General features: G+C 59.9%; 19 protein-coding genes and 1 riboswitch. Of the genes, 7 read left to right on the top strand and 12 right to left on the bottom strand.

Going from position 1 to position 22,996, the window contains the following annotated elements:
• The first annotated feature begins 141 nt into the window (after nt 1-141).
• Nucleotides 142-1,926: a molecular chaperone gene (locus JSY17_RS07570; protein ID WP_117181639.1), complete on the top strand. Its 1,785-nt coding sequence runs from the start codon at nt 142-144 to the stop codon at nt 1,924-1,926.
• Nucleotides 1,927-1,974: 48 nt separating this feature from the next.
• Here JSY17_RS07570 and serB read toward each other — a convergent pair whose 3' ends face one another.
• Entirely contained in the window at nt 1,975-3,189 is a 1,215-nt protein-coding gene (gene serB / locus JSY17_RS07565; protein WP_162880572.1) for a phosphoserine phosphatase SerB, read from the bottom strand.
• A 129-nt stretch (nt 3,190-3,318) separates the two neighbouring features.
• On the opposite strand from serB, the gene JSY17_RS07560 reads away from it, so the two are divergent.
• On the top strand, nt 3,319-4,863 hold the full coding sequence (locus JSY17_RS07560) for a HAMP domain-containing protein (RefSeq protein ID WP_117186678.1): 1,545 nt from the start codon (nt 3,319-3,321) through the stop codon (nt 4,861-4,863).
• Nucleotides 4,864-5,078: 215 nt separating this feature from the next.
• Here the strand turns inward: JSY17_RS07560 and JSY17_RS07555 are convergent, their stop codons facing one another.
• From JSY17_RS07555 to JSY17_RS07515, 9 genes are all read right to left on the bottom strand, one after another.
• Nucleotides 5,079-5,774 carry a PqiC family protein gene (locus tag JSY17_RS07555; RefSeq protein ID WP_200998334.1) on the bottom strand — a complete coding sequence of 232 codons (696 nt, stop codon included), beginning with the start codon at nt 5,772-5,774 and terminating at the stop codon, nt 5,079-5,081.
• A 180-nt stretch (nt 5,775-5,954) separates the two neighbouring features.
• Nucleotides 5,955-8,219 (bottom strand): DNA topoisomerase IV subunit A, encoded by a 2,265-nt coding sequence (gene parC / locus JSY17_RS07550; RefSeq protein ID WP_117186680.1) that lies wholly within the window; start codon nt 8,217-8,219, stop codon nt 5,955-5,957.
• 10 nt (nt 8,220-8,229) lie between these two features.
• On the bottom strand, nt 8,230-8,751 hold the full coding sequence (locus tag JSY17_RS07545) for a retropepsin-like aspartic protease family protein (RefSeq protein ID WP_206401519.1): 522 nt from the start codon (nt 8,749-8,751) through the stop codon (nt 8,230-8,232).
• Nucleotides 8,748-9,728, bottom strand: coding sequence for an esterase-like activity of phytase family protein (locus JSY17_RS07540; RefSeq protein ID WP_206401520.1), 981 nt, complete (start codon nt 9,726-9,728; stop codon nt 8,748-8,750). The genes JSY17_RS07545 and JSY17_RS07540 overlap by 4 nt, the downstream gene beginning before the upstream one ends.
• Nucleotides 9,725-11,629 (bottom strand): DNA topoisomerase IV subunit B, encoded by a 1,905-nt coding sequence (gene parE, locus JSY17_RS07535; RefSeq protein WP_117181651.1) that lies wholly within the window; start codon nt 11,627-11,629, stop codon nt 9,725-9,727. Before parE ends, JSY17_RS07540 begins: the two co-directional genes overlap by 4 nt.
• 108 nt (nt 11,630-11,737) lie before the next feature.
• A complete protein-coding gene (locus JSY17_RS07530) occupies nt 11,738-12,355 on the bottom strand; it encodes a YqiA/YcfP family alpha/beta fold hydrolase (protein ID WP_200998337.1) in 618 nt (205 codons plus the stop codon).
• Nucleotides 12,356-12,443: 88 nt separating this feature from the next.
• Entirely contained in the window at nt 12,444-13,250 is an 807-nt protein-coding gene (gene cpdA, locus JSY17_RS07525) for a 3',5'-cyclic-AMP phosphodiesterase (RefSeq protein WP_201012865.1), read from the bottom strand.
• A gap of 99 nt (nt 13,251-13,349) precedes the next feature.
• Nucleotides 13,350-13,802 carry a DUF1249 domain-containing protein gene (locus JSY17_RS07520; RefSeq protein WP_117167294.1) on the bottom strand — a complete coding sequence of 151 codons (453 nt, stop codon included), beginning with the start codon at nt 13,800-13,802 and terminating at the stop codon, nt 13,350-13,352.
• A complete protein-coding gene (locus tag JSY17_RS07515; RefSeq protein ID WP_117181656.1) occupies nt 13,793-14,410 on the bottom strand; it encodes an NUDIX domain-containing protein in 618 nt (205 codons plus the stop codon). Before JSY17_RS07515 ends, JSY17_RS07520 begins: the two co-directional genes overlap by 10 nt.
• A 207-nt stretch (nt 14,411-14,617) precedes the next feature.
• Here JSY17_RS07515 and JSY17_RS07510 point away from each other — a divergent pair, with 207 nt between their 5' ends.
• Nucleotides 14,618-15,364: an RsiV family protein gene (locus JSY17_RS07510; RefSeq protein ID WP_117181658.1), complete on the top strand. Its 747-nt coding sequence runs from the start codon at nt 14,618-14,620 to the stop codon at nt 15,362-15,364.
• A 63-nt stretch (nt 15,365-15,427) separates the two neighbouring features.
• Here the strand turns inward: JSY17_RS07510 and thiC are convergent, their stop codons facing one another.
• Nucleotides 15,428-17,317: a phosphomethylpyrimidine synthase ThiC gene (thiC, locus tag JSY17_RS07505; RefSeq protein ID WP_201012866.1), complete on the bottom strand. Its 1,890-nt coding sequence runs from the start codon at nt 17,315-17,317 to the stop codon at nt 15,428-15,430.
• A 142-nt stretch (nt 17,318-17,459) separates the two neighbouring features.
• Nucleotides 17,460-17,564, bottom strand: a riboswitch (TPP riboswitch).
• A 157-nt stretch (nt 17,565-17,721) separates the two neighbouring features.
• On the opposite strand from thiC, the gene JSY17_RS07500 reads away from it, so the two are divergent.
• A complete protein-coding gene (locus JSY17_RS07500) occupies nt 17,722-19,161 on the top strand; it encodes a TolC family outer membrane protein (RefSeq protein WP_206401521.1) in 1,440 nt (479 codons plus the stop codon).
• A 55-nt stretch (nt 19,162-19,216) separates the two neighbouring features.
• Here the strand turns inward: JSY17_RS07500 and waaA are convergent, their stop codons facing one another.
• Nucleotides 19,217-20,488 carry a lipid IV(A) 3-deoxy-D-manno-octulosonic acid transferase gene (waaA, locus tag JSY17_RS07495; protein WP_206401522.1) on the bottom strand — a complete coding sequence of 424 codons (1,272 nt, stop codon included), beginning with the start codon at nt 20,486-20,488 and terminating at the stop codon, nt 19,217-19,219.
• A 136-nt stretch (nt 20,489-20,624) separates the two neighbouring features.
• Here waaA and JSY17_RS07490 point away from each other — a divergent pair, with 136 nt between their 5' ends.
• From JSY17_RS07490 to JSY17_RS07480, 3 genes are read left to right on the top strand one after another with little or no spacing between them, the layout of a single operon-like run.
• Nucleotides 20,625-20,957 carry a DMT family transporter gene (locus JSY17_RS07490; RefSeq protein ID WP_117167288.1) on the top strand — a complete coding sequence of 111 codons (333 nt, stop codon included), beginning with the start codon at nt 20,625-20,627 and terminating at the stop codon, nt 20,955-20,957.
• 48 nt (nt 20,958-21,005) lie between these two features.
• On the top strand, nt 21,006-22,181 hold the full coding sequence (locus JSY17_RS07485) for an NAD(P)/FAD-dependent oxidoreductase (protein ID WP_117181663.1): 1,176 nt from the start codon (nt 21,006-21,008) through the stop codon (nt 22,179-22,181).
• Nucleotides 22,178-22,993, top strand: coding sequence for an aldo/keto reductase (locus tag JSY17_RS07480; protein ID WP_206401523.1), 816 nt, complete (start codon nt 22,178-22,180; stop codon nt 22,991-22,993). The genes JSY17_RS07485 and JSY17_RS07480 overlap by 4 nt, the downstream gene beginning before the upstream one ends.
• The last annotated feature ends 3 nt before the right edge of the window (nt 22,994-22,996 follow it).

The following is a 22,996-nucleotide window of genomic DNA, read 5'->3' as shown; positions in this document are numbered from 1 at the left end:
GTTAAAGTCGCCTTATCGGTGCTGTAGGAAACAGCGCACTTTAATTGACGCTTGCACGATAAATTCACTGCAAAGATGCATGAAATTCGTCAATCGAAGCCACCGTTCGGGCCTTTGAAGTAGCTGGAGTCTGCCTGTCACATGAGTAATTTGAGCTTACCTCTGTTGTTGCGTGCACCCACGCCAACACAGTCGAGCCTGTCATTCTGTGAACCCAATCCCCGCGACCTCAAACGCTGGATCTCCAGCCTGCCCAAAGCAAACATAGGCGAAATGGCCCGCCAGCTCTATCAAGGGCTGTCCGAGCTCAACCAGCTATTGACCCCCAGCGACAATCGCCTGCAAATGCTGGAGCTGCTGCGCCCGGAAGTCTATTTCGTCTGCAGCCATCTGGAACGGCATTTTCTCAATCAGGCCATCGTGCTCGATGAACGCCCGCGCAAGGTCGCCAACCTTTGCCAGGCCCTGCAAAACCATCTGGCCACCGGCTACAAACAGATCATCCAGAGAGTCACGGCGCGCTACAGCAAGGAACGCGCCGACCTGCTCGCCACCGCATTGCAGCGAGCCATGCATGCGCTCAACGGCCCCCTGATCCGCGCCAGCCAATTGTATTGCCCGGTACAGGACGGTCTCTGGCTTGAACTGCATCACATCTATCAGATTGCCCGTCAGTATCAGTTGCACAGCACGCCGGTTAACGAGCCGCTGGGCACTCACACTCGCACCCTGAGCGTCGAGCAGACCTACGCCATTGCCTTGCTGATGGGCTGTTCACGCAGCAACCAGATGCGTCAGTTGAATATCGGCAAGATGGCCGAAGCCCTGGAAGCCTGGAGTGCGCTGGTCACTCTGCAGTCACCCGCCAATGAAAACAGTCTGTTTGCTCTGGACCCCACATCCGACAAACCGCCGCTTTATCGCACCCTGTTTACTGACGAGCAGTTGCCCACGCTGCTGGGGATAAACTCCCTGGGACTAGCCGACGCCCTCAATAACTACCTGGAACTGCCAGCCGATCAGCGTTCGCAGTCCAGAATACTTGTCCCGCCTCGCGTGACCACCGACCTGCTGCAACATCTGGCAGCGGCCTGGGGCAATGTGGCCGAACGAACCTTTCAGCGCACCGCAGGCCAGGGCACGCTCAAGCTGTGCATCGGCATGAGCGCCCTGCACTACTATGTCGGCGGCCAGAAATCCTTCACCGAACAATTACTGCTGCCCGCCGCAAGCAGCGTGGCGGATTTCAGCCTGAAAGTGGTCAACGATAACAGCGACGACCCATGGTCCAACGCCTTCGATACCCATCGCGGCAACACCTCGTCGGTCTTGCTGCCTTTCGAGGAAATCGAATACCAGTCAGTCGATGGCGACAACGAGTCGGCTGCCAACGCACAGAATATCTTTGCCACCTTCGAGCTGAATATCGTCAACCACAGCCCCGGAGGCTATTGTCTGGCATGGCCCCGGGAAGTCCCGCCACAATTGCAGGCCGGTGAACTGGTGGGTATTCAGGATGACGCCGGACAGGGCTGGAGCATCGCCATCGTGCGCTGGGTCAGGCAGGTGCGCAGCGGCGGCACCCAGATGGGCATCGAACTGATCGCCCCGTTTGCGCAACCCTGCGGCATGCAGTTGATACGCGAAGGCCAGAACAGCCAGTATCTGCGCACCCTGATGCTTCCGGAAGTCCGGGCCATGGGCAAGCCGCCGACCGTACTCGCGCCGCGCCTGCCGTTTCAGGAAGGCAGTCAGGTCATGATCAACGTCAATGGCGAAGAACGCCGGGCAGCACTGAACAACCGGCACATCAGCAGCGCCAGCTATAACCAGTTCGAGTACAAGATCTACGATGCGCCCAAGGCCACGGAAAGTGAAAAACCGAAGCCGGGGCAGGAATTCGATTCGTTGTGGAGCTCGCTGTAGCCGCCGCACGCCTCAAGAGGATTGCGACAGCTACGCAGACCGGGCTTGTCAGCCGCGGCCCTCACGGTCACGGAAGCCCAGCAGGTACAGAACCCCGTCCAGACCCAGTGTCGAAATCGCCTGTTTGGCAGACTGCTTGACCAATGGCTTGGCGCGGAACGCGACCCCGAGACCGGCAATCGCCAGCATCGGCAAGTCATTGGCACCGTCACCCACCGCAATCGTCTGCTCCAGGCTCAGACCTTCCTTGTTCGCCAGCTCGCGCAGCAGATCCGCCTTGCGTTGAGCATCGACAACAGGCTCGACCGCCACACCGGTCACCTTGCCATCGACCACTTCCAGCTCGTTGGCGAACACGTAATCGATACCCAGCTTCGCCTGCAACTGCCTGGCAAAGTAAGTGAAACCGCCCGAAAGGATCGCGGTCTTGTAGCCCAGGCGCTTGAGTTCGGCAAACAGGTTTTCAGCGCCTTCGGTCAGGCGCAGGGAAGCACCGATCTCATCCAGCACCTTCACATCCAGCCCCTTGAGCAGCGACAGGCGCTCCTTGAAGCTGGCGCGGAAATCCAGCTCGCCACGCATGGCGCGCTCGGTGATTTCCGAAACCTGCTCACCGACGCCAGCCGCCTTGGCCAGCTCATCGATGACTTCGGCCTCGATCAGGGTCGAGTCCATGTCGAACACGGCCAGACGACGGTTGCGGCGGAACAGCGAGTCCTGCTGGAACGCGATATCGACGTTCAGCTCCTGAGCCACGCTGAGGAATTCTGCCTGCATGGCTTTCGGGTCCGCAGGCTCACCGCGCACGGAGAACTCGATGCAGCCCTTGCCCTTGTCGGCTGGCGTATCGAGAGGCATGCGCCCGGACAGACGATCGATATGGTCGATATTCAGGCCATATTTTGCCGTGATGGAGCTGACACGCTGCAATTGCTCGGCCGTCACCTTGCGGGTCAGCAGGGTCACGATATGCCGCGCCTTGCCCTGCCCGTCGACCCATTGCTGGTAATCCTCTTCGGACACCGCAGTGAAACGCACCTGCTGATCGAGCTTGTAGGCTGTGAACAGGATGTCCTTGAGGACCGAAGAACCCTGTCCGCTATCCGGAATTTCGACCAGGATGCCGAACGACAAGGTGTCGTGGATCACCGCCTGACCGATATCGAGGATGTTCACGCCACCCTGGGCAAGAACGCCGGTGATGGCCGCAGTGAGACCCGGACGGTCGACACCAGTGATGTTAATCAGGACGATTTCGCGCAAGGCGCACCCCAGCAGTGGAAAAAAACCGCATTCTAACCACTTTCTGTGACCGTCGGGCACAGCCAGCGCTTTGCCGCTACTGGGACGGTCGTTATACTGCGCGCAACTTCACCGAAAGAGCCGTGCTCTGTGAACCGGCCCACGCCCGTTAAAACCGATAATTTCTTCCTGCTGATCTTTCGTGCATTGCGCCACCGCCGTGTACCGATAGCTTTGCGTATTGCCAGCCATAACGTGATCCTGGTCGCCTTGGCGCTGGTGATTTACGCCGGCGTGATGGGCCTGCAATTCAAGCAGGCCATGCACGAACAGGCTGACGCACTGGGGCAGGCCCTGACCACGCAGACTGCAACCTCGGCCACCGAGCTGCTGGTGTCCAACGACATCCTCAGCCTCAACGTGCTGCTGGGCAATCTGGTCAAGAACCCGCTGGTGGCCCACGCTGCTATCTATAGCGTCGACAACCGCATTCTTGCGGAGGCCGGGCAACGTCCGAAAAACAGCCTGCTGGGTGAAGCCCAGGGTCTTTATGAAATAAAGATCACTTTCCAGGATGTCATGGCCGGACACCTGCGCATCAGCCTGGACATGACGCAATTCCAGCAGCCCATGACCATCAGCCTGCAAAGCATGGGCATTCTGGCCGGCATCCTGCTCGCACTGGCGCTGACCCTGAGCCTGCGTCTGGGCCGCCATATCTCCACGCCACTGCTGCAACTGCGGATCTGGCTGCGGGATATCGACCCTTACACCCCGGCCACCGACCGCCAGGATGAAATCGGCGATCTGGCACGTCAGCTGCGCTCCTCCTTCGCGCCACCGGTTCCCGAGCCTGAAACGCCACCGGAACCCGAGTACGGCGAAGACGACGATACTTATCTGGAGCCTGAAGACGAGAAACCTGCCCCGTCCTTTTCGGCGCGGGACACCGGTTTCGATGAAACGCCCAAGCCTCGCGTGATTGCGCCTCCCGCTCAGCGTCGCTTCGTGGCCGAAGAAGATGAAGAGGACGAGGAAGATCCGTTTGCCGATCTTCGCGACAACTCCAGCAACACCCCGGCCATTCGCCCGGCTGCCGCATTGTCCACTCCTGGCGAGCCACAGCACAGCGCGGTACTGGCTGTGCAACTGGGTGCTCAGGATCAACTGCGCCGCCTGCCGCGCGCGCGCCTGACCGATCTGCTGCAACGCTATCGCGACTGCCTCGATCAGGCGGCCTCGCTGTATGACAGCGAGCTGCACACCCTGAATGACGGCAGCACGCTGATGCTGTTCCACAGCCAGGAAAGCGGTGAGGATTACCTGACCAATGCGATCTGCTGTGGCGAACTGCTGCGCGCCTTGAGCCATGCCTTGCAGATCGAAGTCGCCGACAGCGGCATTACCCTGCAATTGCAGCTGGGCCTGACGCTGGGTGAAGGTCTGTCCGGCCTGAGCCAGATCGATCTGCTGCTGACCGAAACCGCCCAGGATGCACTGGCGCTGTCCCAGCACAGCCGCAACCTGCTGCTGGTGGAGCGCAAGATCAACGACGACACCCTGATCCGCCAACGCGCCCGCATCCGCCCGATCGCAAGCCCGGAAGGTGCCTGCTGCGTCGAACGCCTGATGGAGCCTTACCCGTCCATGCTGGAACGCCAGCTGGCGCGGATGCATGAGACGCACAAGGCCTGAACTCGGCCTCTGCAGGAGCGGATTTATCCGCGAGACGGCAATAGAAACGATATATCTCTATCGGATGTATCGGCCCCTCGCGAATGAATCCGCTCCCACCGGAAATCACACCCGCTCGCAGGACTTATCCGCGAGTGGCCCGCCCATCCGAAGAAAACCCGGATTGGAGCCAACAAAAAGCCCGCATCGCTGCGGGCTTTTTTGTGGCTCAGTACTTAGAAGCGGAACACTTCAAGGTCTGTGCGTATCGGTGAAGCCATCGGGATCTTCGGCTTATCGGGCTCCTTGGCTTTCACAACCGGAGCTTTCTTGGGCTCATCGACGACCTGCCAAGCTATCGGCTTGACCGCCATGCTCACCTGATCGGCCAGACGCTGCAGCAAGAGACCCTGCGCCCGGACCTGATCGGCAGAACCACCGGTGTGGACCTCTTCGAGGTGGACCAGACGGCTGTCACGAACATTGCCCTTGCGGTCCAGCAAACGCCATTGTGCATCGAGCACAGCGGGCTGTTTGGCTCCCGAATCCAGGCGGGTGATCGACAACACGATCTGGACATCAGGCTTGAAGTTCGCAACGGCAGGGGCCAGTACGACACGTTGACTGTCCAGCTTCCAGGCCAGTTGACGCAGCAGAAGCTGGTCAATGTCCGAGGAAAGGTTACCGGCCCAGCGGCCGTCGGATGAAGCCGTCAGCGTACCGTCAGGCTGACGTTGCAACAGGGTTTCACGCTGCAGATAGTCGGCAACTGAAACCGGACCCAGCAAAACGGCAAGCCCGGTGCTCTGCTTCGGCTGGCCCGGGTCACCACTATCGAGCTGATAGAGCGCCATTGGCTGGTGCATGCTGCAACCAGCCAGACCTAAAACGCCCGTTATCAACAAGATAAAGGGAAGGCGTAGAAAATTCATCGTCCCATCCAGGTGGCCACCACGGGCGGCCACAGTGTAGATACTTATAGGCTCGTACAGGCACTAAGCCATGCCGAGACCGCAAGACACCATATCATCCGTGAATATTCGCCATGACTCCAGCGATTATGCGTCGATCTTCATGGCAAAACGAAGACCGCTGGCTCTAAATGAATATTCCTAGCTGTTTTCCACCAACAAGGTATCCACACGCTGGAAGCCTCTTGGCAGTTTGTTCCCTCGTCGTCCACGTTCTCCTTTGTAATGTTCCAGGTCATCGGCCTTGAGCGACAGGGTGCGTTTGCCGGCCTGAAGCACCAGCGTAGCGCCTTGCGGGATTACCGCCAGATCTGTCACGTACTCTTCCCGGCTCGCCACACGCTCGCCCGGAATACCAATGATCTTGTTGCCCTTGCCTTTGCCCAGTTGCGGCAAATCGCTGATTCTGAACACCAGCAACCGACCTTCAGTGGTCACAGCGGCCAGCCAGTTCTGCTCCCGATCGGCCACAGGCCGCGGCAGGATGACTTTTGCGCCTGTCGGCAGGCTCAAAAGTGCCTTGCCAGCCTTGTTCTTGGCTTGCAGGTCTTCACCTTTTACCACAAAACCGTAACCGGCATCGGAAGCGATTACATACAGCGACTCGTCATCGGGCAGCAGTACGCACTCGAAGGTCGCGCCTGGCGGTGGTTGCAGCCTGCCAGTCAACGGCTCGCCCTGACCGCGAGCGTTGGGTAACCCCTGGGTCCCGCTAACAGGCACAGAATAACTGCGTCCGGTCGAGTCGATAAAAACCGCAAACTGGTTGGATCGTCCGATGGCCGATGCCTTAAAGCCATCACCTGCTTTATAGGAAAGCCCCGTGGCGTCGACATCATGGCCCTTGGCGCAACGCACCCAGCCTTTTTCGGACAATACGACCGTTACCGGCTCGGTCGGCATCAGCTCGTTTTCGGACAGTGCCTTGGCTTCAGCCCGCGCAACGATAGGCGAACGGCGGTCATCGCCATAGGTTTCGGCATCGGCAATCAGCTCGGCACGCACCAACTTGCGCAGCTTGGATTCACTGCCCAGCAGAGCCTGAAGCTTGGCCTGTTCCTTGAGCAATGCTTCCTGCTCGCTGCGCAGCTTCATCTCTTCCAGACGCGCCAACTGACGCAGACGGGTATCGAGGATGTAGTCGGCCTGGATTTCCGAGAGGCCGAAGCGGGCGATCAGTTCGGCACGCGGGTGTTCGGCAGTACGGATGATGTGGATTACTTCATCCAGATTCAGATACGCCGTGAGCAAACCGTCCAACAGGTGCAGGCGATGCTCGACCTTGTCGAGGCGGTACTGCAGGCGACGACGCACGGTAGCGATACGGAATGTCAGCCACTCGTTGAGCAGTGTTTTCAGGTTCTTGAGCTGCGGCTTGCCGTCCAGGCCGATGATGTTGATGTTCACCCGATAGCTGGATTCCAGATCGGTAGTGGCGAACAGATGCTGCATCAGTTCGTCGACTTCAACCCGGTTGGAGCGCGGGATAATGACGATACGGCAAGGGTTTTCGTGATCGGATTCGTCGCGCAGGTCGGCCACCATCGGCAGCTTCTTGGCCTGCATCTGGGCAGCGATCTGTTCCAGCACCTTGGCACCGGACACCTGATGCGGCAGCGCGGTGACCACGATGTCACCATCTTCGACGCGGTATACGGCACGCATGCGCACCGAGCCGCGGCCGGTTTCGTAGATCTTCAGCAAGTCGGCCTGTGGCGTGATGACTTCCGCTTCGGTCGGATAATCCGGGCCTTTGACGTGTCCGCACAGGTCTTCGATGCTGGCCTTGGGATCATCGAGCAGATGCACACAGGCGCTGGCCACTTCCCGCAGGTTGTGTGGCGGTACGTCGGTGGCCATGCCCACGGCGATGCCGGTGGTGCCATTGAGCAGGATATTCGGCAAACGCGCCGGCAAGACGGCAGGTTCATCCAGGGTTCCGTCGAAGTTCGGCACCCAGTCCACAGTGCCCTGGCCCAGTTCGCTGAGCAGCACTTCGGAATAACGCGACAGCCTGGCTTCGGTGTAGCGCATGGCCGCGAACGATTTGGGATCGTCCGGCGCACCCCAGTTGCCCTGCCCGTCCACTAGCGTATAGCGATAGCTGAACGGCTGAGCCATCAGGACCATGGCTTCGTAGCAGGCCGAGTCGCCGTGTGGGTGAAACTTGCCGAGCACGTCGCCCACGGTACGAGCGGACTTCTTGTGCTTGGAGTCGGCACCGAGGCCCAACTCGCTCATGGCGTAGACAATGCGTCGCTGTACAGGCTTGAGGCCATCACCGATATGCGGCAAGGCACGATCCATGATGACGTACATGGAGTAGTTGAGGTAGGCCTGTTCGGTGAAGTCAGCCAGTGATCGGCGTTCTACGCCATCCAGGCTGAGGTCAAGGGAGTCGCTCATGCGGGCCTCATCATTTTGTCGTCTGACGCAGCAGCAAGGTGCCGCCGCGCTGGGTAAATTCGAGTTGTTTCATTGCGCTCATGCCAAGCAATATCTGCTCGCCATCAAGGCCGGGGGCCACAATGGCGCGCACGTTGCGCAGGGTGATATCACCCACTTGCAGGCTGTCGAGCATGGCCCGATAGCCGCGGCTTTCGCCATTGGCAGTGCTCACCATGACCGGCACGCCTCGCGACAGGTTCAGTGCGTCGGCCACTTCAGCCGGTATCGCCACATCGGTTGCCCCGGTATCGACCATGAACTCGACCGTCTGGCCATTGATCCGACCGGTACTGACGAAGTGTCCGCGGCGGTCAGCCAGCAGTTGCACTTCTATATAACCCTCGCCGTGTTGCGAAACGACCTGAGTATTGGGATTCTGCTGCCGCTCTTCCCAGTCGCCGAAAAAGCGCGTGGCCAGAAAAAGCCCTGCGCCCCAGGCCAGGAACAGCAGCACCTTGCCCGCACGCCTGCCGGGAAGCGGCTGGCTCATTGCCCGGCGCTCCAGCCACCGGCAGGAGCCGCAAAGCGCCAGACAATCGGGCGTTTCTCGCCATCGGCCCGGGCACCGAAATTGTTGTCGATACCGATCCAGGCTCCGGTTGCATCGACTACCAGCGCTTCGGTCAGGCCGTAGGGCTGGTCGTAGAGACGCTCAGGCAGCAAAGCTTCTTTGGCGAACGACCAGCAATGCTCGACCTCACCGGTTTCCAGAGTGCGGCGACAGACCTGATAGACCGAGCGCTCCAGGGTGAACAGCTTGCCGTTGAACAGCGAAATATCCGAGAAATCCTTTGTGGATAACTTGTCGCCCTTCAACTGCGGTGGCGGTGCTGCCTGACCCGGATCGACAAGCAGCACACAGCTCTTCCCGCAGCTCCACTTGCCCTTTTCACGCTGGACCAGCAGCAGCCCGCGACTCTCGCGCTCGGCAGCCAGCCAGACCTTGTCGCCAGCCGCACTGACAGCGATACCTTCAAAGATGGCGTTGAAATGCTGCAGCATGCCCCGTGCGCGGGCCTGATTTACCAGAGCCGCAGGCAGATCGAGCCAGACAGGATCACCGGTGACCGGCACTTTCAGAACGGTGCCATGCGCTTCGCTGACCAGATACCGGTTCCCTTCGGCGTCACAGCTCACGCCCTCGAAATCCATGCTGCCACCCCGTATCACCGACGACAGGCTGGCCAGCGAACGCAGGTTCAGCGGCAGATAGCTGACCGGCTCAGGCACGACCATGGTGTGAGGTTCGGCAACCCAGGTCTTGTTCGTGATATCGAGGCTGTAAAGCAGGTTGTCGTCACGATCCGAGACCGTCCACAGCCGACCGTTGCACATCGCCAGACCCGAAAGATTGCCGCCGACCATACCGTCTACCGGATGCTCGGACACCAGTGTCAGCTCTTCGGGGGGCGCGGCAAAGGCCGGTGCAACGACCAGCATCAGGGCGGCCAGCCAGCTTCTTGTCAAACCAGAACCTCGGCAAGGTTGCCCTTGGATTCAAGCCAGGACTTGCGGTCACCGGCGCGCTTCTTGGCCAGCAGCATATCCATGATTTCCGAGGTCGCGGCGAAGTCATCCAGCGTGAGTTGCACCAGACGCCGGGTGTTCGGGTCCATGGTGGTTTCACGCAGTTGCGGCGGGTTCATCTCGCCCAGCCCCTTGAATCGGGTGACCTGTGGCTTGCCGCGCTTCTTCTCGGCGACCAGACGATCCAGAATGCCGTCGCGCTCGCTTTCATCCAGGGCGTAGAAGATTTCCTTGCCCAGATCGATGCGGTACAGCGGTGGCATGGCGACATACACGTGGCCGGCATCCACCAGCGGGCGGAAGTGCTGGACGAACAGCGCACACAGCAGGGTTGCGATGTGCAGACCGTCCGAGTCGGCATCGGCGAGGATGCAGATCTTGCCGTAACGCAACTGGCTGATATCGGCAGCCCCCGGATCGACACCGATGGCGACCGCGATATTGTGGACTTCCTGGCTGGCAAGCACTTCGCCGCCATCGACTTCCCAGGTATTGAGGATCTTGCCGCGCAACGGCAGGATCGCCTGAAACTCCTTGTCACGCGCCTGCTTGGCCGAACCACCGGCAGAATCACCTTCCACCAGGAACAGCTCGGAACGCGCCGGATCCTGTCCGGCACAGTCGGCCAGTTTGCCGGGCAGTGCAGGCCCCTGGGTGATGCGCTTGCGCTCGACTTTCTTGCTGGCCTTGAGACGACGACCGGCGTTGTTGATCGCCAGGTCCGCCAGTTGCAGGCCCAGCTCGGAGTGGGTGTTCAGCCACAGGCTGAAAGCATCTTTCACAACGCCCGACACGAATGCAGCCGCTTCACGGGATGACAGACGCTCTTTGGTCTGGCCGGAGAACTGCGGCTCCTGCATTTTCATCGAGAGCACGAAGGCAATCCGCTCCCAGACGTCTTCCGGTGCCAGCTTCACGCCACGCGGCAGCAAATTGCGGAATTCACAGAACTCGCGCATCGCGTCCAGCAGGCCCTGGCGCAGGCCATTGACATGGGTACCGCCCTGAGCAGTCGGGATCAGGTTGACGTAGCTTTCCTGAACACTGTCGCCACCCTCGGGCAGCCAGAGCAGAGCCCAGTCCACGGCTTCCTTGTTACCTGCAAAGCTGCCACAGAACGGTTCGTCCGGCAGGCGCAGGAACTCGCTGACCGAATCCTGGAGGTAGGAGCGCAGACCGTCTTCGTAATGCCACTCGACCTTTTCGCCGGTGGATTTGTCCTCGAAACTGACCAGCAACCCCGGACAGAGCACAGCCTTGGCCTTGAGCACATGCTTGAGGCGGCTGACGGAGAATTTGGGGCTGTCGAAATACTTGGGGTCCGGCGCGAAATACACGCTGGTGCCGGTATTGCGCTTGCCAACCGTACCGACAACCGTCAGTTCCGAAGCCTTGAAGCCGTCGGCAAAGGTCATTTCGTATTCATTGCCATCGCGCTTGACCCGGACCCGGACCTGGGTCGAGAGCGCGTTGACTACGGAAATCCCCACACCGTGCAGACCGCCGGAGAACTGATAGTTCTTGTTGGAGAACTTGCCACCGGCATGCAGCTTGGTGAGGATCAGTTCGACACCGGAGACCCCCTCTTCGGGGTGAATGTCCACCGGCATGCCGCGACCGTCGTCGGACACTTCCAGAGAGTTGTCGGCATGCAGGATCACCTGGACCGATCTGGCATGCCCGGCCAGCGCTTCGTCGACACTGTTGTCGATCACTTCCTGGGCAAGGTGATTCGGCCGTGCGGTATCGGTGTACATGCCCGGACGTTTACGAACCGGGTCGAGGCCCGAGAGGACTTCGATGGCGTCTGCGTTATAAGAGCTAGCGCTGGGATTGGCCATGGGTTCTCATCATCAATAATTCATGGGTACTTGGGAGCCGATCGGTCGGTGCTCCGCTCACAGGCGAATGTACTGCCCTTTGGAGCACCGCCCGATTCGCCCCTGCGGTTACAACCCGGATATATCAACTGCCCGCAAAAGATCAGGCGCAAATCCGGCAAAACTCAGCAAAGCCGGCATCTGCCCGGCAAAGCCTTGATAACTGTGGTCGCCACCGGCCTGGATACGCAGGGCGCAGGCCTGGTAGAACGACTCGGCGCGTCGGTAGTCCAGGGTTTCATCGCCGGTCTGCAGCCATACCTGGATACGCTCCGGGTCCTGTGGAGCAGGCACTTCAAGCTCCGCCAGGGCGGTTATGTGATCCTGTGTCAATTGCCAGCGCTCACCGGTATACATGTTCTGCTGGATACCGAGGTAGCCGTCGAACAACTGGTGCGGATTGACCGCCGGATTGATCAGAACCGCCTTGAGGCCGTGCCGATGCGCCAAATGAGTCGCATAGTAGCCGCCGAGCGAGCTGCCGACCAGCAAAGGCCGCCCAAGCGCCTGTATCGCGGCCTCAAGCTGAACCATGGCCTGACGCGGATGGTGATGCAGTTCGGGAACGCGCAACTGCTCGCCCAGCCCCAGGGAGTCCATCAGGGCAATCAACTGACAAGCCTTTTTCGACAGGGCCGAGCTGTTCAGGCCGTGAATGTACAGCAATGCTGGTGTGTCACTGGTCAAGCCGTCTCTCCCGAGCCCGGAACAAAGCCGCGTAGTTTACAGGGATAAATGGCTCAAGGCCTCATGGGAATTCATGGTCCGACAAGGATCAATAGCCGGTCCCGCCATAATCGACTTCGAACTGCATGCCGACTACACGGGAAACGCCGGTTTCGAGCTGTCCGTCATCGTGCAGACGCAGCCAGCGATAGCCCGGCGCAGCCGTATCAAGAGTGAAATCCACCTGGCCCGGTGCGAACTGGATACAGGTCGACGGCGAAGCCAATAGCCTCACGCCATTACGCTGCTGATCGAACTCCTGATGCACATGCCCCCAGAGAACGGCACGCACCTGGGGAAAACGGTCCAGCACCGCGAACAGCGCGTCGGCATTGCGCAAGCCGATGGGCGCCATCCATTCGCAGCCGATAGGCACAGGATGATGGTGCAGGCAAACCAGATGATGACGATCGGGAGCCTCGCTCAGGGATTGCTCCAGCAATTGCAGTTGCTGCTCCTGCAGGAAACCGGGCACCGAACCGGGGACTGCCGAATCCAGAAGCGTCACGCGCCACTGACCGGCATCGACCACGGGCTGCTGCAAATCACTGTCCTGTGAGGCATGGGCCATTTGCGGCAATTCGTCGTGATTGCCGGGAAACCAGCGCACAGGTGCCGCAATCTGCCCGCTGAGCCGACGAAAGGCCTGATAGGACTGCACGCTGCCATCCTGGGAAATATCGCCACTGGCAATCACAAGATCGATGCCCGCCTGTTCGGCAAGCACAAGATCGACGACCTTCTCCAGGCTGTCACGGGTGTTCATGCCCAGCAACGTGCCGTCCGCCTCGGCGAACAGGTGACTGTCGGATAGTTGCACCACTAAAACTGACGATGATCGGGATGCGCTCGGCAAGGCCGTCTCCTTGAGCGAATTCAGCGCGATTATGAGATGCGGGAGAAGACAGGTAAATCGGGAAAGTGTGCCTGGATCACATTTGAGCGAGCGGCGAGGTCAGCGTACCGCTTCAAACTCATGGCCGCACGCCAGACAATGGCTCAGCCATTCACCCAGAAAGAGATTGAGCTGGGCCTTTTCGTCAGGCTGGTGCATGTCGGCATTGGGATACGGATAGATCCCCCGGAAGCGTCGTGCATGCTCGGCACCGATCACCTCGGCCATCCGCGCATCGTGATAGACCTGAACCTCCAGGCGCGGCACCGGCAGCCAGGGCAGGCTGTGCTCCTGGCGAACCTGCAGGGTCGTGGTGTACGGGCAGTCGAGAAGCACTTCGACCGCCAGCACACCGAGCATCTGGTCGCCCTGGGTCACCGCCACCCGGCGCGAGCTTTTCTGGGTACGCATATCGGGAAGCAGACGCATCAAGCGCGCGTAGTTGGCCTCGCACGCCGCCTGTAGCCCGGCAAGATCGACACGGTAGCGCTCGCGCAAAAGATTCACGACCATAGCCCCCTTATTTCCGTACGGTTCAACGCCAGCCATTGCAAGGCTATGATCGTTGCCGCATTCATGATTCGGCCATCAGCCACAGCCTGGATCGCATCGTCGAACGACCAGACCGTCACGCGGATATCCTCATTCTCGGACTCAAGCCCGTGCAGGCCGCCCGCCCCCTGACTGTCGCACTGCCCCATGAACAGATGAACGAATTCGTCACTGCCACCGGGCGAAGGAAAGTACTTGGTTATCGGCCACAACGCGCTGAAAACAAGCCCAGCTTCCTCTTCTGCTTCGCGATGAGCAACCTCTTCCGGCTGTTCGTCCTTGTCGATCAGTCCGGCCACCAGTTCGATCAGCCAAGGGTTGCTGCTTTTCTCCAGCGCACCCACCCGAAACTGCTCGATCAGCACCACCTCATCGCGCTTGGCGTCATAAGGCAGTACACAGACGGCATCATGACGAACGAACAGTTCGCGACTCATTTCATTGCCCATGCCACCGGCAAACAGCTCGTGGCGCAGGTACAACTTGTCGAGCTTGTAAAACCCCTGGAAGCAGTTTTCGCGCCGGGTGATCTCAAAAGCCGTTGGCGTTGATCGGGTGTTCTGGGGCATAGGTTTCTCGCTTGCGGTGATCTGTGACTTCGGACCATCCTAACGCGCATCGACTCCCGGATGCAGCCCCCTTGAAGAGCAGGGTAGACGGCCATGGCATAAAACACTTCTAATCCGCCAAGTGGCGAACCGAAGACATTGTTTGCAGTCCAAGCAGCCTGCATACGAACAATGCAATCGCCTCCATTGATATCGCCAAGGACCAACATGTCGTTATTGAGGATCACTTCACTGGCTTGTCTGGGCCTGATGCTGAGCGCCTGCCAAAGCATTTTCACACCCAACATGCGCACACCGCTGCAAGTCCAGCGCGATGCCTCCGAGCTGATCAAGCCGGGCTGCACCACCACCGATTGCCCGCTGGTCAATATCGATACCGTGCATTTCCCCGACGAGCCAAGGCTGGACGCCATTGTCCAGAAAACCCTGCTGCAACTGACCCGCACGGATTCCGGCACGCCGGTGCCTGCTTCGATCAAGGACTATCAGGAACAATTCCTGAGCAGCGCTTCGGGACGTAACAGCAGCTATCTGCAAGCCAAGGTACGCGAGCAGCATGACGGTATCGTGGTAGTCGAGCTGTCGAGTTATCTGGATACCGGCGGTGCCCATGGCAACCCCGGCAGAGCGTTCATCAACTACTCGCGCCAGCAACAGAAAGTCCTGACCCTGGCCGACATGGTGATTCCGGGCAAGGAAAACGAGTTCTGGGCCAAAGCCGAGCTGGCCCACCAGGCCTGGCTGACTTCGACCAAGATGAATCAGGACAGCGAGTTCATCAAGACCTGGCCGTTCAAGCGAACGCCCAACATTGCCCTGACGTATGGTGCGGTGATTCTGAAGTATCCGGTCACCACCATTGCGCCCTACTCCATGGGACATATCGAGCTGAAGATTCCTTATCCACAGCTCAATGGTGTGATCCGGCCGGAGCTGTTCCCCGGTCGCGGCTAAAAAGGCTGTCGCGAGCAGGCTCCCTACCACAAACCTCGTGGGAGAGAGCTTGCTCGCGAAAGCTCAGACTTTCCTGTAGAGCTGGCTGCCTTCCTGCTTGAAGCGTTCGGCCTGCTCGCGCATCCCCTCTTCCACTGACAGGTCAACTGCCTCGATTTTCTGGTTGGCGGCGTATTCGCGCACTTCCTGAGTGATCTTCATCGAACAGAACTTCGGCCCGCACATGGAGCAGAAGTGCGCCACCTTGGCCGAGTCCTTGGGCAGGGTTTCGTCGTGGTACGAGCGGGCGGTGTCCGGGTCCAGGCCGAGGTTGAACTGGTCTTCCCAGCGGAACTCGAAACGCGCCTTGCTCAAGGCGTTGTCACGAATCTGCGCGCCCGGATGCCCCTTGGCCAGGTCCGCCGCATGGGCTGCGATCTTGTAGGTGATGATCCCGGTCTTCACGTCATCCTTGTTCGGCAACCCCAAGTGCTCCTTGGGCGTGACGTAGCACAGCATTGCGCAACCGAACCAGCCGATCATGGCCGCACCGATGCCGGAAGTGATGTGGTCATAACCGGGCGCGATATCCGTGGTCAGCGGGCCAAGGGTATAGAACGGTGCCTCGTCGCAGCATTCGAGCTGCTTGTCCATGTTCTCCTTGATCAACTGCATCGGCACATGGCCGGGGCCTTCGATCATGGTCTGGACATCGTGCTTCCAGGCAATTTTGGTCAGCTCGCCCAGGGTCTCCAGTTCACCGAACTGGGCTTCGTCGTTGGCGTCGGCAATCGAGCCGGGACGCAGGCCATCGCCCAGCGAGAAGCTGACGTCATAGACCTTCATGATTTCGCAGATTTCTTCGAAGTGCGTGTAGAGGAAGTTTTCCTTGTGATGCGCCAGACACCACTTGGCCATGATCGAACCGCCGCGGCTCACGATCCCGGTGACACGCTTGGCGGTCAAGGGCACGTAGCGCAGCAATACACCGGCATGAATGGTGAAGTAATCGACGCCCTGCTCGGCCTGCTCGATCAGGGTGTCGCGGAACAATTCCCAGGTCAGGTCTTCGGCCACGCCGTTGACCTTTTCCAGCGCCTGATAGATCGGCACGGTGCCGATCGGAACCGGCGAGTTGCGGATGATCCACTCACGGGTTTCATGGATGTGCTTGCCGGTGGACAGGTCCATGACCGTATCCGAGCCCCAGCGAATCCCCCAGGTCAGCTTGGCGACTTCTTCCTCGATGGAAGAGCCCAGCGCACTGTTGCCGATGTTGCCGTTGATCTTCACCAGGAAGTTACGGCCGATGATCATCGGCTCCAGCTCGACGTGGTTGATGTTGGCCGGAATGATTGCGCGGCCACGGGCGATTTCTTCCCGTACGAACTCGGCGGTGATTTCCTTCGGAATGCTGGCTCCGAAACTGTGACCGGCGTGCTGTTGTTTCAGCAGCCCCGCAGCCCGGGCCTCCTGAAGTTTCATGTTCTCGCGGATGGCGACGTATTCCATCTCGGCGGTGATGATGCCCTGACGCGCATAATGCATCTGGCTGACGTTGGCACCCGCCTTGGCCCGACGCGGGTTGCGCACATGGGCGAAACGCAGGGCTGTGAGCTCGGGATCTTCCAGACGCTGCTGGCCGAACTGCGAACTCAGCCCGGCCAGACGCTCGGTGTCGTTGCGCGAATCGATCCAGGCCGAACGTACATCGGCCAGGCCCTTGCGCACATCGATGACCACATTGGGGTCGGTGTAAGGGCCGGAAGTGTCGTAGACCGTTACCGGGGCGTTGATTTCGCCACCGAAGTCCGTCGGTGTCACATCAAGGGTGATCTCGCGCATCGGCACGCGGATATCGGGGCGAGAACCCTGGACATAGACTTTCTGCGAGCGGGTAAAAGGTTGTACCGATCCAGAATCGACCTGGGCGGACTCACTCAAGTGCGGGGCGTTTTTTGCTTTTGTACTCATCACGGCTCTCCAGACAGTTTGTTGTCGGAGTAACCTGATAATACGGACGGACGCACCCTGAGAGGTGCTGAGTATCGGCGGACGTGCTACTGTTCGTTTTTTGAACAATCGACCCCGGACGACACTCAAGAGGACTCGCCGGGAGACGAGAAATCTTGTTCCCTACGCAGGCGCTAACCTGATCAGGTTCAACGGGATCCGGTTTAACCGATCTCAGCCTCACAGCAAGGCACCCCGACAAGAACGTCGCAAGTCTATGATGGTCGGCCCTGCAAACACCAGCCTATTTATGCCGCCATCGATAAATGGCTAATAGCCGATTGTTGCGCTCAACAACTGGCTCTACACTCGCTAACCCGGTTTTGCATCAAACCGGCATCATTACCATGAACAGGGAATGCCTCATGTTGCGCAAACTTTCGTTGGTCATTGCCGTGTCGTGTGCCGGCAGCGTACAGGCCCTGGCTGCGGATGCGCCCCTTCCGACCAAGACAGGACTGGTCAACGTCTATCAACAGGCCGTGGACAACAATGCCGACCTTGCGGCTGCCCGCGCCGATTACGACGCCCGCAAGGAAGTCGTACCCCAGGCTCGCGCCGGCTTGCTGCCCAATCTTTCGGCAGGCGCACAGAGCAACAACACCCGTACCAGCATCGATCAGCCCAGAGCCATTGCGACCCGCAGCGGCACGGTCTATCAGGCGACCCTGAGTCAGCCGATCTTCCGCGCCGACCGCTGGTTCCAGTTGCAGGCTGCCGAAGCCGTCAACGAACAGGCAGCACTGGAACTCTCGGCCACCGAGCAGAACCTGATCCTGGAGTCGGCCCAGAGTTACTTCGCGGTATTGCGCGCCCAGGACAACCTGGCGTCGACCAAGGCCGAAGAAGCCGCTTTCAAGCGCCAGTTGGATCAGGCCAACGAACGTTTCGATGTCGGCCTTTCCGACAAGACCGATGTGCTGCAGGCCCAGGCCAGTTACGACACTGCACGGGCCAACCGGATCATTGCCAAGCGTCAGGTGGACGATGCCTTTCAGGCACTGGTGACACTGACCAATCGCGAATACAACTCCATCGAAGGCATCGTCCACACCTTGCCGGTGCTGGCGCCGATCCCCAACGATGCCAAGGCCTGGGTCGATACCGCAGCGCAACAGAACCTGAACCTGCTGGCCAGCAACTATGCCGTCAGCGCAGCCGAAGAAATCCTGCGCCAGCGCAAGGCCGGTCATGCGCCGACCCTTGATGCGGTCGCCACTTACCAGCGCGGCGACAACGACGCACTGGGTTTCAGTAACCCCAACTACACGGGTCGCAATTATGGCGGCGATGTGGAGCAACGCAGCATCGGCGTGCAGTTGAATATCCCGATCTACAGCGGCGGCCTGACCAGCTCGCAGGTTCGCGAAGCCTACTCACGCCTGACCCAGAGCGAGCAGCGCCGTGAAAGCCTGCGCCGCCAGGTGGTGGAGAACACCCGCAACCTGCACCGTGCCGTGAATACCGATGTGGAACAGGTGCAGGCTCGCAAGCAGTCGATCATCTCCAACCAGAGCGCCCTGGAAGCCACGGAAATCGGCTATCAGGTCGGCACCCGCAATATCGTCGACGTACTCGATGCCCAGCGCCAGCTCTATGCCTCGGTGCGTAACTACAACAACACCCGCTATGACTACATCATCGATAACCTGCGTCTGAAACAGGCTGCCGGCACCCTGAGCCCGGGAGACCTGCAGGACCTGTCGCGCTATCTGAAATCCGACTACAACCCGGACAAGGACTTCCTGCCACCGGATCTGGCCGCAGCGGCGCAGAAGAATTTCGAGAAGCCGGCACAGCGCTAAAACCTCTTTAGCTCCCGCCCCGTGGGAGCGAATTTATTCGCGAATGAATTCGCTCCTACACACGCTGGGCAATTCCATCCAGCAGACGCTGCAACGCCCCCTGATTGGCCTTCATCACCCCAAGACCGGCATCCGCCATGCTGCGCGCCAGTTGTGGCTGATCGAACAGCCGTTGCACGGCCACTGCCAGCGCAGCCGAATCGCCCACCTCTTCCAGCGCTCCGGCCTGACGCAGCAACGCGGCAATTTCCAGAAAGTTGAACAGGTGCGGGCCACTGATAACCGGCCTGGCCAGTGCAGCGGGTTCGAGCAGGTTGTGTCCACCATTGGGCACCAGACTGCCGCCGACGAAGGCGCTGTCTGCCAGGGCATACAGAAACAGCAGTTCACCCATGGTGTCGCCCAGCAGCACCGAAGTATCCGGGGTAACTGCCTGCCCGGACGAACGCCTTACCGTGGTGAAGCCTTGCTGCTGACACAACTCATGCACGCTGTCGAAACGCTCGGGATGACGCGGGACCAGAATCAACAAGGCATCGGGATGGCTCGACAGCAACTGACGATGGGCCGCCAGTACGCTTTCGTCTTCGCCAGCATGGGTGCTGGCCGCGATCCACACCGGGCGATGCGTGGCCTGCCATTGCTCGCGCAACTGCGCCGCCCGCTCCAACAACTGTGGGTCGATGCTCAAATCGAACTTGATCGAGCCAGTCACCGCCACGCATTCGGGACGCGCCCCAAGATCACGAAAGCGCCGGGCTTCCGCTTCGGTCTGCACGGCAAACCAGCTCATGGCTGCCAGCATCGGGCGGGTCAGCCCGGCAAAACGCGCATAGCCGCGAGCCGAACGCTCCGACAGCCGCGCATTGGCAAGCACCACAGGAATATTGCGTTTGGAGCACTGGTGAATGTGATTGGGCCACAACTCGGTTTCCATGATGATCCCGAGGCGAGGCTGGACATGATCCAGAAACCGGCCTGCGGCCCATGGCAGGTCATAGGGCAGATAGCAGTGCTGGATGCGTGGCTCGCTGGCGAACAGCGCCTTGATACGCTCCGAACCTGTGGGAGTCATGCAGGTCACAGTAATCGGCAACTCGGGGTATTGGGCCAGCAAGGCACGAATCATGGGGGCAGCAGCAATGCTCTCGCCCACCGACACCGCATGCACCCAGATACCGCCGCGTTGCATCACAGGCAGACCGACAGCGAAACGTTCACCGATTCTTTGGCGGTATGCCGGAGCCTTGCGCGCGCGCAACCAGAGCCGCAGAGCAACCAGCGGCAGGCCAAGATGAAACAGCAGGGTATAAAGAGTTCTATTCATGGGCGCGGAGTTTATCAGCACGCCTCATCAAAGCCACGACCTCATGCAGGCGTGAACACACTTGCCCACGGCGCATGGAGTGCCGTGGCCGCTTGAAGAAATCGCTAAGATACGCAGCCTTGAAAGGAGAGACACCATGCCTGCCTACTATCTGTTGGCCATCGCGATCTGCGCCGAAGTCGTCGCCACCACTTCCATGAAAGCCGTCAAAGGCCTGAGCACGCCATTGCCGTTGCTGCTGGTGATTGTCGGCTACGGCATTGCCTTCTGGATGCTGATCCTGGTGATGCGCACGATCCCGGTGGGCATTACCTATGCCATCTGGTCGGGCATGGGGATCGTCATGGTGAGCGTTGCGGCGTTCTTCATCTACGGACAGAAGCTGGATCTTCCAGCCCTGCTGGGCATGGGCATGATCGTGCTCGGGGTGGTGGTCATCCAGTTGTTCTCGAAAACCGCCGGGCATTGAAATCCCGTTCCTCTATAATGGCCCATTCTTCACGCCACTGAGGTGCCCATGCCATCTGTTATTTCCACTGACGTCCTGATTGTCGGGGGCGGTATTGCCGGCCTCTGGCTCAATGCCCGGTTGCGTCGTCAAGGATTCTCGACAGTGCTGGTAGAAAGCGCGAACCTGGGTGGCGGACAAAGCCTGAAGTCCCAGGGCATCATCCATGGCGGTGCCAAGTACGCACTGCATGGTGCGCTGTCGGGTGCCTCCGAAGCGATTGCCGACATGCCGCGCCGCTGGCGTGAAGCGCTTGATGGCACGGGCGAGCTGGATCTGTCCGGTGTACGCCTGCTGTCCGAGGCCCACTATTTATGGTCGCCCGGCACCCTCGCCGGCAACCTGACCAGCTTTTTCGCCAGCAAGGCAGTGCGCGGACGCGTGGATCAGGTCAAGGGCGATCAACTGCCGCCCGCGCTGCAAAACCCCAGATTCAAAGGCAAGGTATACCGACTGGCAGAACTGGTGGTCGATGTCCCCAGCCTGATCGCACGCCTGGCCGAACTGGCCGGCGACAGTCTGCTTGCCGGTCAGCAGATCGAACCCCTGAGGGAAAACGGCGAGCTGGCAGGTTTGCGGGTGGATGGCCGGGAAATCCGCGCCCGGCGCGTGGTGCTCAGCGCGGGTGCCGGCAATGCCGACCTGCTTGAAGCGCTGGGTGTTTCTCAGCCACAGATGCAGCGCCGCCCGCTGCATATGGTGCTGGTCAAAGGCCCGACCCTGAAACCGCTGTACGCCCATTGCCTCGGCGGCGGCCCCAAGCCGCGCATTACCGTCACCACTCATCCGGCAGCCGATGGCCAGTGGGTCTGGTATCTGGGTGGCGATCTTGCCGAAGCCGATGGCGTGGCACGCGAGCCCGCTGCCCAGATCGCAGCGGCCCGCAAGGAGCTTGAATCGCTGCTGCCGTGGATCGATCTGAGCCAGGCGCAATGGGCAACCTTGCGCGTCGACCGCGCAGAACCGGCTCAGTCGGGTCTGGTACGTCCGGACAACGCCTTTGTGGATGTCCAGCAGAACCTCATGATTGGCTGGCCGACCAAACTGGCACTGGCACCGGATTTTGCCGATCGCGTGCTGGCCGCACTGGCGAAGGATGGCATCCAGCCGACGCCACAACCCGCCATCGACGACCTCCCCTTGCCGCCTCTGGCGACACCTGTCTGGGATCAACTGCTGCCATGACTGTGAAAACCCTGCACGACCTGCATCGCCCGCTGGGCAGCACCGGCCTGAGCATTTCCCCGCTGGGCCTGGGCACCGTCAAACTGGGTCGGGATCAAGGCGTGAAGTACCCCAACGGCTTCACGATCCCTGACGATCAGCAAGCGCAGATGCTCTTGAAGATGGCCCGTGACATGGGCATCAATCTGATCGACACCGCTCCGGCCTACGGCACCAGCGAAGAACGTCTCGGTCCGCTGCTGCGCGGCCAGCGCCAGGACTGGGTGATTGTCAGCAAGGTGGGCGAGGAGTTCGAGAACGGCCAGTCGAGCCATGACTTCAGTGCCACACACACACGCTTGTCGGTGGAGCGCAGCCTGAAACGTCTTGAAACCGATTTCATCGATCTGGTTCTGGTGCATTCCGACGGCAACGATCTGGCGATTCTCAACGATACAGAGGTCTATCAGACCCTTGCCGAGCTCAAGCGCGAAGGCAAGATCCGTGGTTTCGGTTTTTCCGGCAAGACTGTCGAAGGAGGCCTGCTGGCATTGCGCGAAGGCGACTGTGCGATGGTCACCTACAATCTCAACGAACAGGGTGAAAAACCGGTTCTGGACTACGCTGCCGCTCATGGCAAAGGAATTCTGGTGAAAAAGGCCCTCGCCAGCGGTCACATATGTCTGAACCCAGGAGTCGACCCGGTCCAGGCCAGTTTTCAGTTGCTGTTTGAACATCCGGGTGTTGCCAGTGCTATTGTCGGGACCATCAATCCCCTGCATCTGGCTCACAACGTTGCATGTGCAGCCGCCGTGATTAGCCGTCCAGCCTAATGC

This window comes from Pseudomonas capsici (assembly GCF_017165765.1).
Taxonomy (GTDB): Bacteria; Pseudomonadota; Gammaproteobacteria; order Pseudomonadales; family Pseudomonadaceae; genus Aquipseudomonas; species Aquipseudomonas capsici.
Note: the sequence above shows the minus strand (reverse complement) of the source record. Positions and strands in the feature narration are given on the sequence as shown.